We start from the raw sequence: 11,757 nt of genomic DNA on the forward strand, positions 1-11,757 counted from the left end.
CCTAAAAAGGCTATCACGCCCCCACTCCATGTCAAGTTGGCCTAAGCCAAATTCTCTGCAGATCTCTGCATTTTTATTTTGCAATAAACACGCTGTACAAATGAAAGATGAGAAAAATTTTAAAAAAGATGTGTGATTTAGAAGGATTATGAAGATATTGGTCGAAATATGCAAAATATAGGACAAACGATCTAAGGGAAAACGTCTAGTGGGGTTGAACTGAAAATGACCAATATTTATGCCCATACGCCACGGGAAAATGGACAGGAATGGCATCGGTTAGATGATCATTTGTTAAGTGTAGCGGAAATGGCACAGTCGTTCGCTGCTCCCTTTCAAGGGGAAAGAGTGGCTTATTTATGCGGTCTTTTGCATGACTTAGGCAAGTTTCACCCTCTTTTTCAAGAATATTTACAAAAGCAAGCGAGCGGAGAAATGAGCCGCAGTATTCCCCATGCGATTTGGGGAGCGGCGTTCATGTACCAGTTGTATTGGAAAAAAATGAATGATCCGCATGCTTGGCAATGGTTTTCGTTGCCGATCGCTGCCCATCATGCGGGTTTGCATTCGTCTGCCTATTTATCACTTACCCTCGAAGAGAAGTTAGAAAAACAACGTTCACATTTTGTAGAGATTTTACGGCAAGCCGAGTGGTTCTTAAAGAAATTTGTATTTCCATACATGCAAAGTGCGACAAAAATTCCCTCATTTTCTGAGACAGAGAGGGAGATGTGGATTCGCTTGGTCTTTTCGGCGCTTGTTGACGCTGATTATTTAGATACAGAGCGACACTTCCAGCCAGAGCTTTCTCCACTCCGACAGCCGACTGTTTCGATAACTGATTTATGGAATATGTTTGTTGCTGACCAGGAACAATTAACAAGTCAAGCGGATGATACAGCAGTTAATCGGATGCGAAGAGAAGTGTATGAGGAATGCGTCTGCGCCGCAGCCAGATCGCAGGGAGTATATCGTTTGACGGTGCCGACTGGAGGGGGAAAAACGAGAAGCAGTTTAGCTTTTGCGTTGAAACATGCAGTGGAACACCGGCTTGACCAGATCATTGTCGCAATCCCATATACAAGCATTATCGAGCAAACGGCGAACGTATATCGCGGCATTTTCGGGAACGACGCCGTGCTGGAGCACCACAGTCAGATTGAAGTGGATGACGAGAATGAAGCAGCGGATGAACGGCTCATCCAACACCGTCTCTCTGCGGAAAATTGGGACGCTCCGCTCATTGTCACAACAACAGTGCAACTGTTTGACAGTTTGTTTAGCAATCGTCCAAGCAAAGTCCGCAAACTGCATAACTTGTCGCGTAGCGTCATTATTCTTGATGAGGTTCAATCGCTCCCGCCGGAGTTGCTAAAGCCGACATTAGACGCACTTGCCATGCTTGTCCGTCATTGTCAAACAACGATTGTTTTATCGAGCGCCACCCAGCCATTTTTTGAAGAAAGCCGATTTTTGCATGCATTCTCACAAATGGCAGTCGAAGAAATTTTGCCGCCGCCGATTGTGAACCGTCATTTTCAACAAATGCAACGGGTGGACTATGACATATGGAAATCACCTATTTCATTGCCAAAGCTTGCCCGTTTCATCCGAGAACAAAAGCAATTATTGGTTGTCTTTAACACGAGAAAAGAGGCGAAAGAGTGCGTTGAACTTCTTCAGGAAGATGAGGGGGTATTCCATCTTTCCACCCTTCTTTGCGGCGCGCATCGTCGTCGAATTTTAAAGGAAGTTCGTGAACGTCTGCGGAAAAACCAACCCGTTCGCCTGATCAGCACACAAGTCGTGGAAGCAGGGGTTGACTTGGATTTTCCTATTGTCATGCGGCAAATGGGGCCACTTGACCGGATTGTCCAAGCGGCAGGGCGCTGCAATCGCGAAGGGAAAATGGACAAGGGAAAAGTGATTATTTTTGAAACGGAAGAAATGCCAAGCCCAAGAGGCCCGTATCGAACAGCGATGGAAACAGCACGGTCCTTATTGGCTCAACGACATCCTAATGATTTACATAACCCGAATATATTCCGGGAATATTTCCGCCGTTTATTCGCCTCGGTGGATGTGGATTCGAAAAACATCCAAAAAGATCGGGAAACGCTTGATTATCCTTTAGTCGCTGAAAAATATCGTCTGATTGATCAGGATACTGTTTCCGTTATCGTCCCATACGCGGAGGCGTCGGAATACTTGCGAACGTGGGAATCTTCTCCTTCCCGCTATTCATTTCGCCGTTTGCAACCATATATGATCCAGCTTTATCGTTTTGAGGCCGAGAAGAAAGAAAAGGACGGATGGCTGCGGGAAGTGGCAGACAGTGTTTATGAATGGCTTGGCGATTATGATGAACGGATAGGCATTAAAGAAGAAGTCCACGATCCGTTCAGTCTGATTGGATAAAAGAAGATTAGGAAGGGGAAATGAGATGCAACGCCGAGCGAAAATCCAAGTGAAGGTGTGGGGGGAATATGCTTGTTTTACAAGACCAGAGTTTAAAGTCGAGCGTATTAGTTACCCGGTGATGACGCCGAGCGCAGCACGGGGGATATTGGAAGCGATTTTTTGGAAGCCGGAAATTCGTTATGAGATTCGACAAATTGGAATTTTGCGTTTAGGCGGTCAGCAAGTAATTTTGCGCAACGAGCTCACAAGCAAGCAAAATAAAAAGCCGATCATGATTGAAAACGACCGCGCCCAACGGACGAGCTTGATTTTAAAAAACGTCGCCTATTGGATTGTTGCGGATATCGTTTTAACAAAGCGGGCGGTTGATCCGGCAGCGAAATACCGCGATCAGTTTAACCGCCGGGTTGAAAGGGGGCAGTATCATCATACGCCATATTTAGGAACGAGGGAATTTGCCGCCTATTTTTCGTCCACAAGCGAAGAGGATGTTGTGCAGCCTATCGATATGGACATCGGCACGATGTTGTTGGATTTTGCTTTTATCGAAGACGGTTCGAGAAAAGAAATGGCGTTTCTCCGCCATGATGAAACAGGGACGCGAACGGCGGCGGGATTCGCGAAGCCAGTCTTTTTTGAGGCAAAGGTAGAAGACGGTTGGTTGCATATTCCAACTGAAAAATATCAACAGCTTTACGCATTGGAGGGTCAAGATGCTTTACGCGTTGATTGAGTTGGGGGCTAGGTTGCAGAGGGATAAGAAAATGCCTCCTCTTTGTTATGAAAAAAAGCAGGTTAATTGGATTATCGATTTAAGTGGAGAAACCCCTTATTTAAGAGGTCCGTTCGAAAAAGGGGATTATCGTACGATAGAAGCCCCTATTCGACAGAGATCAGGAAAAGCGTCTGAAAAAAACGTGAAACCCTATTTATTAGTCGATGATGCCCGGTATGTATTAGGTATTCCGGAAAGCTGGGAACCAAAAAAAGTTAATGAAGCACAACTGATGCATAAGGAATATGTGCGACTCATAGAAGAGGCATATCATAGTACAAATATGCCAGAGTTGAAAAGGATCCTTAACTTTCTTCAGGGGTCTTTGAAAGAGCAATTTTTTCAATCGATTAAGCCAAGAGATATTATCACATTTCAAGTAAATGAAGACTCACTGATTTGCGAACATCCAAAAATCCAACAGTTTTGGGTTCAACATTTAGAAAAAGAACTAGTCTCTAACGACAAAAACGATTGTTCGATTTGCAGGAACTACGCTCCTTATGTGCGTATTTTTCCAAGTTCTATTTCATTGTTTGGTCAAAGACCCGGATTAACAAGCTTTAATGAAAAAGCATTCGAATCGATGGGGAAAGACCAAACAAATAATGTGCCCATATGTTTTCGCTGTGCAACTTTGACTGTAGACGTTTTAAACTACTTGTTACGGGAAGATAAACATCATACGGAGTTATATAGAAACAAAAAAAAGAGAAATGATTTGCAATCCCAAATGGCTGTATATTGGATCAATGATTCAATAAACGAGGGGAACCGAAGCGGAATTCAAATCGACGCAAACATGTTCGCTGCTATACTTGAACAATGGTTTTTTGATGAGGAGACAAACAACCGAACGCCTCCCCCTGAGTTAAAGCAGTTAGAGGAATTGATTGCCCTTCCAAAAACGGGGCGGGAGCAGGCGCTTCATTTAGACAAAACATTCTTCCACATGGCTGTTCTTTCGGCCAATAAAGCGAGGTTGGTGGTTCGAGAATGGATTCATACATCCATTTCTCAATTGCTTGTGCATTTGGAGCGGTATACAACTGCCTTGCGCATCGTTCAGCCGAATGGGGAAATAGGTCATTTGTTGCCATTGGCCCATTTGATTCGCGCCGTTGATATGCATCCAGGATTGGTGCGCCAATGTTTGCGCATGATTTACCAAGGGGCTTTGCCGCCTACTGAATTGCTGCCGTTAGCTCTTCAACGTTTCCGCTTACCGAAAGTGTTAAATGATGGGAAGGAAATGTGGAGATATCATGCACTAGCTAGCTTGCTAAAACTAGCTCTCACTTATGGAAAGGAGGAAGCCAATACGATGGAGTCTTTGAACATTCATTATTCACAGCCATCTTACATTTGTGGACGCTTATTGGCCGTATTGGAAGAAATTCAGCAGCGTGCTTCGGGGTACCGGATTGGGAACACGATTGTCCATCGTTTTTACGGTGCTGCTTCAACTGCTCCGGCATCGACATTTGGCTCATTGCTGCGGCTTGCGACGACAGCCCATCTGCCGAAAGTGTCTGTTGAACTCGGCCGTTTGCTTGAGGAAGTGATGAAGCAGTTGGATGAAGCTGGCGGTTTTCCGGCAATTCTGAATTTAAGACAACAAGCGGCATTTGCCCTTGGTTTTTATCATCAGCGTGCTGAATTCAGCAATAGACGTCAAAACAATCAAACGAATGAAACGGAGGAAAAACAATGACAGAACGTTATACTGATCCGAAAAAACGTCATGAATTCGTGTTGCTTTTCGATGTCAAAGACGGGAATCCAAATGGCGATCCAGATGCTGGGAACATGCCGCGCGTCGATCCGGAAACAATGCACGGTATTGTGACTGACGTTGCCATCAAGCGGAAAATTCGAGATTACGCCGCGACGGTATTAGGCAAACCGATTTTTATTCAAAGCCAAACAGCACTAAACACAATCATTTTTCAAGCATATCAAGAAATCGGCGTGCAATTGGCAGCAACCGATTTAAGTGTAGAAGAAAGGGAAAATGGGGAATTAATGAGTTGGCTTTCACAGCTTGAGGAAAAAGGAGTGGTGCTTGAAGGCAACCGAGTCATTTACACAGGTGAGGATGTCAAAGAGGCTGATATTCGCCAAAAATTAACCGAAGGACTAGAAGAGGCCGGTCTTAAAAAGCAACTAGGGACGATATTGAGAAATATGGCCAAACGTTTGGCACAAGCCGCAAATAATGTGAAAATTGATGAACAAATACGCCAAAAAGCACAATATGCTTTGTGCCAAAAGTATTACGATATTCGCATGTTCGGAGCTGTGATGTCAACAGGGCTGAATGCCGGCCAAGTGCGTGGTCCGATGCAATTGACGTTCTCACGTTCGATTGACCCGGTATTTCCATGGGATTTGACCATCACACGCACGGCGATCACCAAAGAATCGGATCGTCGCAGAAAACAAACGGAGATGGGAAGAAAGCCGTTGATTCCATATGGCTTGTATCGGTTGCATGGATTTTACAATCCATTTTTTGGAGAGAAAACAGGGATTACGGCGGAAGATTTAGCTGATTTTTGGGATGCGCTCGTTCATTTATTTGCATTTGATCATTCTGCAGCTAGAGGAGAGATGAATGTCAGAGCACTGTATATTTTTAGCCATGAAAATGCTAAAGGATCAGCCCCGGCTCATAAACTGTTTGAATTGGTGAAAGTGGAGCGACGCGAAGAGGAAGCGCCAAGGTCATTCAATGACTATGTCTTGCTCGGACCGGCAGATGAGGGACAAAAAGATGTTTCTCTTGAACGTTTCCCTAGTGTAACCGTAACGCGCCTCGTATAAACGTTGGCGAAAGGATTGAGCACCCATGCAGTGGAATGAAGATGATTGGGTCATGCTGTCTGCTTTGCAACATTATGTGTATTGCCCGCGCCAATGTGCGTTGATTCATCTCGAACAGACGTTTGAAGAGAACGTGTTTACGCTTCGGGGAAATCGTGTGCATGAACGGGTAGATACGCCAGAAGGAGAACAATTAGGGGACAAAAGGGTTGAACGCGCGCTTCCGATTTGGTCTGAACGCCTAAGAATCATGGGGAAAGCGGATTGTGTTGAATTTCTTCCCGATGGCACTCCATATCCAGTTGAATACAAAGTCGGAAAACGAAAAACAAAACAGGCGGATATGGTGCAACTGGCAGCCCAAGCACTTTGTTTAGAAGAAATGTTTGGTCGACCCGTGACAAAGGGGGCTTTATACTATTACCAGTCAAGAAGACGATTGGAAGTCGACATGACAAAGCAACTGCGGAAACTGGTGGAAGAAACGATACAAAATGTAAGAGAAATGTTGCAAAACGATCGATTGCCACCACCCGTCAATGATGCCCGATGCCGCGATTGCTCGTTGCAGAACGTTTGCATGCCACAGGCTCCTGCCAACGTAGCTGCTTGGGTAAGCGAGGAGAGCGATCATGATTAAACTATTGTTGAATACGCTATACGTTCAAACGCAACAGGCATATTTACGTCTCGATCATGAAACGATTGTCGTCGAGGTGGAAGGGACAAAGACGTTGCAAGTCCCTATCCATCACATTGGCGCCATTGTCATGTTCGGACATGTTTCCATCAGCCCATATTTGCTTGGCAAATGTGCCAACCAAGGCATTTCTGTCATTTGGTATGATGCATATGGCCGTTTTTTAGCCCGAGCCACTGGGAGGACGAGCGGGAATGTGTTGCTTCGGAGAGCGCAGCATCAAATATTGGAAGATGAAAAGCGAATGTTGCATATCGCTTCTCGTTTTGTGTCTGGCAAGATTCGCAACAGCAAAAGCGTGCTTCAGCGGGGGATGCGTGATTATCCGGAAAAACGTTTACGGTTGGAGCAATCGGTGAAGCAGCTTGACCAAAGCTTGCGCAACATCGGAAAACAAACGACATTGGATGAACTGCGGGGAGTTGAAGGATACGCCTCATCTGTATATTTTGAGGCATTCGCATCGCTCATACGGTCGGATGAGGACGGATTTTTTGCTTTTACCGTGCGGTCGCGGAGGCCGCCTCGCAATCCGATCAATGCCTGTTTATCATTTGCTTACAGCATTTTAACACAAGACTGCATCTCGGCACTGGAGGGGGTGGGGCTTGATCCGCAAATTGGTTATTTGCACGCGTTGCGACCTGGGAAGCCATCGTTAGGTTTGGATCTTGTTGAAGAATTTCGTCCTTACTTGGCCGATCGCTTTGTTTTGACATTAATCAACCGAAAACAACTGGATAAAAGCGATTTTGACATGCGTCCGGGCGGAGCTGTATTTTTGAATGAAAAGGGGAGAAGAACATTTTTGGCTGCTTATCAAAAGCGGAAACAAGAAGAAATCCAGCACCCCATTATCAACCAAAAAGTTCCGTTAGGGTTGCTGCCCCACGTACATGCTCGACTGCTAGCGCGGTATTTGCGGGGAGATATTGATGAATATGTGCCATTTGTCATGAGGTGATCATTATTGGATATTTTAGTGACATACGATGTGGAGACATTGGAACCCAGCGGCCAAAAACGATTGCGGAAAGTGGCGACCATTTGCCAAAATTTTGGCCAGCGGGTGCAAAAGTCGGTTTTCGAGTGCAACGTCAATCAGGCTCAATTGGAAGAGATGGAGCATCAATTATTGCGTGTCATTGATTTGGAAAAAGATAGTTTGCGGATATATATGTTGTACGGTGACCGGTCAAAGGCAGTTCGCGTCTATGGAAAAGATCATTACATCGATTATAATGATCCGATCATTTTGTAGAAATGAGGAACAGCAATATTACAACGTGCGAACATAAAGCAATGGCGGAAACCTAGGGGAGATCGCGATGAGAGGAAAAGCTTGCAATAATGCGGAAAATAGAAAATGGACCAGCGCATGTCCTATCTTTGATACAAGTAAAATGTACAAATTCGCGTTTCTATGTCTTGAAATCCGCTTAGCGCAAGACATCTAAACGCGGGCGTTGCACCCAGCCAAAAGGCTGGGTGAGGATTGAAACAAGTAACATGAAATTAAAAGATGATGACGAGATGTTGCACCCAGCCAAAAGGCTGGGTGAGGATTGAAACACTTGGACGTGTTCATATATCTTCGCAAAAGCCGGAGTTGCACCCAGCCAAAAGGCTGGGTGAGGATTGAAACAGGACATCGGGTGGGTTGACGAGGAAGGCGTGCGTGTTGCACCCAGCCAAAAGGCTGGGTGAGGATTGAAACCAAGGTGATCCTGTACTATTTAAGTAAGTGTTTTGAGTTGCACCCAGCCAAAAGGCTGGGTGAGGATTGAAACCGGTTCTTGGCGACAATGACGTCAATGGTGTTTTGTGTTGCACCCAGCCAAAAGGCTGGGTGAGGATTGAAACTTACGAACCGCTGTTTCAAACGCTCAAAGAAAAGGGTAGTTGCACCCAGCCAAAAGGCTGGGTGAGGATTGAAACAAGACGATTTCATCATCAATCAACACGGCGGCTATGTTGCACCCAGCCAAAAGGCTGGGTGAGGATTGAAACAAGGATACGAAGTAAGGGAATACTTGCTTGAAAAGGTTGCACCCAGCCAAAAGGCTGGGTGAGGATTGAAACCACCAAAAGGAACGCCCTACAGGGCAGTCGGGTCGTTGCACCCAGCCAAAAGGCTGGGTGAGGATTGAAACGGGATTGAACAAATGATTGACGAGGGGAAGAAGGTTGCACCCAGCCAAAAGGCTGGGTGAGGATTGAAACTCTCTGTGGTTATAATGATTGAGAGGAGGTTTAGTTGCACCCAGCCAAAAGGCTGGGTGAGGATTGAAACCAACAAAGATACTCGAAAATCCAAGTCCAACAAAGTTGCACCCAGCCAAAAGGCTGGGTGAGGATTGAAACATTTCTCCCTCAACCTTTGTTGTATGGTTTGCATGTTGCACCCAGCCAAAAGGCTGGGTGAGGATTGAAACCCGACAGGAAAGTGAGGAACGAAAATGCAAGCAGGTTGCACCCAGCCAAAAGGCTGGGTGAGGATTGAAACAGGAATTCTTCGGCGCTGTCGCCCATAAGCCTTGTTGCACCCAGCCAAAAGGCTGGGTGAGGATTGAAACACGGTCGGTTGCGCCTTCTTTGACCGGCCTGTCAGTTGCACCCAGCCAAAAGGCTGGGTGAGGATTGAAACTGGGTCAAGTGAATAAACCGTTGCAATCGTCTCCGTTGCACCCAGCCAAAAGGCTGGGTGAGGATTGAAACTTTGAGGCGCTCGTACAGAACTTGCTTTGGATATGTTGCACCCAGCCAAAAGGCTGGGTGAGGATTGAAACAAAGTTGATTTTGATAATGAGGATATTGAGGATATAGGTTGCACCCAGCCAAAAGGCTGGGTGAGGATTGAAACAGCAGAAGACGAAACAACAAAATGATTACGGGGAAGAGTTGCACCCAGCCAAAAGGCTGGGTGAGGATTGAAACATCAGCGTAATCGCCTGGCGGAAAACGGCTGAAAGTTGCACCCAGCCAAAAGGCTGGGTGAGGATTGAAACAGTTCTTTGATAACGCGAACGACGCCACGCCGGGTTGCACCCAGCCAAAAGGCTGGGTGAGGATTGAAACAGCATTCAACGGATCGAGTGAATTGAACGGGCTGGTTGCACCCAGCCAAAAGGCTGGGTGAGGATTGAAACCAGATGAGTATCTGATGGGTGCGCAGGGTGTCATCCGTTGCACCCAGCCAAAAGGCTGGGTGAGGATTGAAACACTGCGTTCCGGCCGCGCAAGCGCGGTGCGTCGCGTTGCACCCAGCCAAAAGGCTGGGTGAGGATTGAAACTTTGTATTTCTTGAAGTACAATTTTTGTATTTCGTTGCACCCAGCCAAAAGGCTGGGTGAGGATTGAAACAACGTTCAGCAGAAAAACACGGATCAAATCACGGTTGTTGCACCCAGCCAAAAGGCTGGGTGAGGATTGAAACAGGTGCAGGATCTCCTTTGATCTTTGGCAACCCTGTTGCACCCAGCCAAAAGGCTGGGTGAGGATTGAAACATTCTCTTGCTGTCTTGGCGATCGGGTGGCTTCCGTTGCACCCAGCCAAAAGGCTGGGTGAGGATTGAAACTGCTTTTGCGGCTCCTATTGCTCGTGTCGTTGCCGGTTGCACCCAGCCAAAAGGCTGGGTGAGGATTGAAACGATTGGTATTTTGATGTCTTAGGTTGCTCAGGTGGGTTGCACCCAGCCAAAAGGCTGGGTGAGGATTGAAACACGACAAACCATAAACCAATCATCAAGGGAGATGACGTTGCACCCAGCCAAAAGGCTGGGTGAGGATTGAAACTCCTTTCCGGTCAGAATAGAAATCGCCCGGCTGGGTTGCACCCAGCCAAAAGGCTGGGTGAGGATTGAAACCTGTTCGAGAATAGATAGAAAGGATGACGCAGATGTTGCACCCAGCCAAAAGGCTGGGTGAGGATTGAAACTACTCGATTTCCGTATTCACATTGTATCGATAAGGTTGCACCCAGCCAAAAGGCTGGGTGAGGATTGAAACCATATTTAAAGCAGTGGTTGTTTTTCTTTTTGATGATTTGTTGTTGCACCCAGCCAAAAGGCTGGGTGAGGATTGAAACTGGTTATTGGTGAGGTCAAATTGACCTCATGGAGTTGCACCCAGCCAAAAGGCTGGGTGAGGATTGAAACGCGTTTTCTCGCCCCTCGTTTCTGCGCGGATAATGTTGCACCCAGCCAAAAGGCTGGGTGAGGATTGAAACCACAAAAATAAAAAAATCCCTGCCAAAAGGCAGGGGTTGCACCCAGCCAAAAGGCTGGGTGAGGATTGAAACCCATCATAGTAAGCGTAAGGAGCGCTGGTAAAGGTGTTGCACCCAGCCAAAAGGCTGGGTGAGGATTGAAACATTTTGTTGGTGTGCCATTAGCGGTCAACTCTTTTGTTGCACCCAGCCAAAAGGCTGGGTGAGGATTGAAACCATGCCTACACGCTTTCTGTCATCGCATACAATAGTTGCACCCAGCCAAAAGGCTGGGTGAGGATTGAAACAATCCCTCTGCCGCCGATCACTTGGAACGTCTTCGCGTTGCACCCAGCCAAAAGGCTGGGTGAGGATTGAAACCTGAAAAAAAGCCGATTGTCTTTATTGACTACCTCAGTTGCACCCAGCCAAAAGGCTGGGTGAGGATTGAAACTGGGTCAAGTGAATAAACCGTTGCAATCGTCTCCGTTGCACCCAGCCAAAAGGCTGGGTGAGGATTGAAACACGTTAAGCGTCATCGGATTTTGCTTTGCTTGAAGTTGCACCCAGCCAAAAGGCTGGGTGAGGATTGAAACCTAGACGATTGCGCCATGAGCAAGAGCAGAGCGGCGTTGCACCCAGCCAAAAGGCTGGGTGAGGATTGAAACGAGTAAGCAAACTGGTACGTGATGAACGGCGGCGTGTTGCACCCAGCCAAAAGGCTGGGTGAGGATTGAAACTCGAATTTGGCCATGCCAAAGTAAATGGCGGACGGTTGCACCCAGCCAAAAGGCTGGGTGAGGATTGAAACAAGTACATCCTCCTTTT

The 11,757-nt window shown here is 46.6% G+C and carries 7 protein-coding genes and 1 CRISPR repeat array (1 of these 8 cut by a window edge); all 7 genes read left to right on the top strand.

The features are described from left to right. The first annotated feature begins 225 nt into the window (after nucleotides 1–225). From LG52_RS02785 to cas2, 7 genes are read left to right on the top strand one after another with little or no spacing between them, the layout of a single operon-like run. Nucleotides 226–2,418: a CRISPR-associated helicase/endonuclease Cas3 gene (locus tag LG52_RS02785; RefSeq protein ID WP_044730770.1), complete on the top strand. Its 2,193-nt coding sequence runs from the start codon at nucleotides 226–228 to the stop codon at nucleotides 2,416–2,418. Between the two features lie 25 nt (nucleotides 2,419–2,443). After that, entirely contained in the window at nucleotides 2,444–3,154 is a 711-nt protein-coding gene (cas5c, locus tag LG52_RS02790; RefSeq protein WP_044730771.1) for a type I-C CRISPR-associated protein Cas5c, read from the top strand. After that, entirely contained in the window at nucleotides 3,135–4,910 is a 1,776-nt protein-coding gene (gene cas8c / locus LG52_RS02795) for a type I-C CRISPR-associated protein Cas8c/Csd1 (RefSeq protein ID WP_044730772.1), read from the top strand. The genes cas5c and cas8c overlap by 20 nt, the downstream gene beginning before the upstream one ends. Beyond that, on the top strand, nucleotides 4,907–6,022 hold the full coding sequence (gene cas7c, locus LG52_RS02800) for a type I-C CRISPR-associated protein Cas7/Csd2 (RefSeq protein ID WP_044730773.1): 1,116 nt from the start codon (nucleotides 4,907–4,909) through the stop codon (nucleotides 6,020–6,022). The genes cas8c and cas7c overlap by 4 nt, the downstream gene beginning before the upstream one ends. Before the next feature lie 25 nt (nucleotides 6,023–6,047). Further along, a complete protein-coding gene (gene cas4 / locus LG52_RS02805; RefSeq protein WP_044730774.1) occupies nucleotides 6,048–6,662 on the top strand; it encodes a CRISPR-associated protein Cas4 in 615 nt (204 codons plus the stop codon). Next, complete coding sequence (cas1c, locus tag LG52_RS02810; protein WP_082055767.1) at nucleotides 6,655–7,686, top strand: type I-C CRISPR-associated endonuclease Cas1c; 1,032 nt, start codon at nucleotides 6,655–6,657, stop codon at nucleotides 7,684–7,686. Before cas4 ends, cas1c begins: the two co-directional genes overlap by 8 nt. 6 nt (nucleotides 7,687–7,692) lie before the next feature. After that, nucleotides 7,693–7,983 (top strand): CRISPR-associated endonuclease Cas2, encoded by a 291-nt coding sequence (gene cas2 / locus LG52_RS02815; protein WP_044730775.1) that lies wholly within the window; start codon nucleotides 7,693–7,695, stop codon nucleotides 7,981–7,983. Nucleotides 7,984–8,187: 204 nt separating this feature from the next. Beyond that, nucleotides 8,188–11,757: a CRISPR direct-repeat array (repeat unit 37 nt; unit sequence GTTGCACCCAGCCAAAAGGCTGGGTGAGGATTGAAAC) (it continues 557 nt past the right edge of the window).

Origin of the sequence: Geobacillus kaustophilus, assembly GCF_000948285.1 — a bacterium.
GTDB lineage: Bacteria > Bacillota > Bacilli > Bacillales > Anoxybacillaceae > Geobacillus > Geobacillus thermoleovorans_A.

What these genes read in the sequence shown, in the direction of transcription:
- LG52_RS02785 (WP_044730770.1), top strand. Translation starts at nt 226, where the DNA reads ATGACCAATATTTATGCCCATACGCCACGGGAAAATGGACAGGAATGG.
- cas5c (WP_044730771.1), top strand. Translation starts at nt 2,444, where the DNA reads ATGCAACGCCGAGCGAAAATCCAAGTGAAGGTGTGGGGGGAATATGCT.
- cas8c (WP_044730772.1), top strand. Translation starts at nt 3,135, where the DNA reads ATGCTTTACGCGTTGATTGAGTTGGGGGCTAGGTTGCAGAGGGATAAG.
- cas7c (WP_044730773.1), top strand. Translation starts at nt 4,907, where the DNA reads ATGACAGAACGTTATACTGATCCGAAAAAACGTCATGAATTCGTGTTG.
- cas4 (WP_044730774.1), top strand. Translation starts at nt 6,048, where the DNA reads ATGCAGTGGAATGAAGATGATTGGGTCATGCTGTCTGCTTTGCAACAT.
- cas1c (WP_082055767.1), top strand. Translation starts at nt 6,655, where the DNA reads ATGATTAAACTATTGTTGAATACGCTATACGTTCAAACGCAACAGGCA.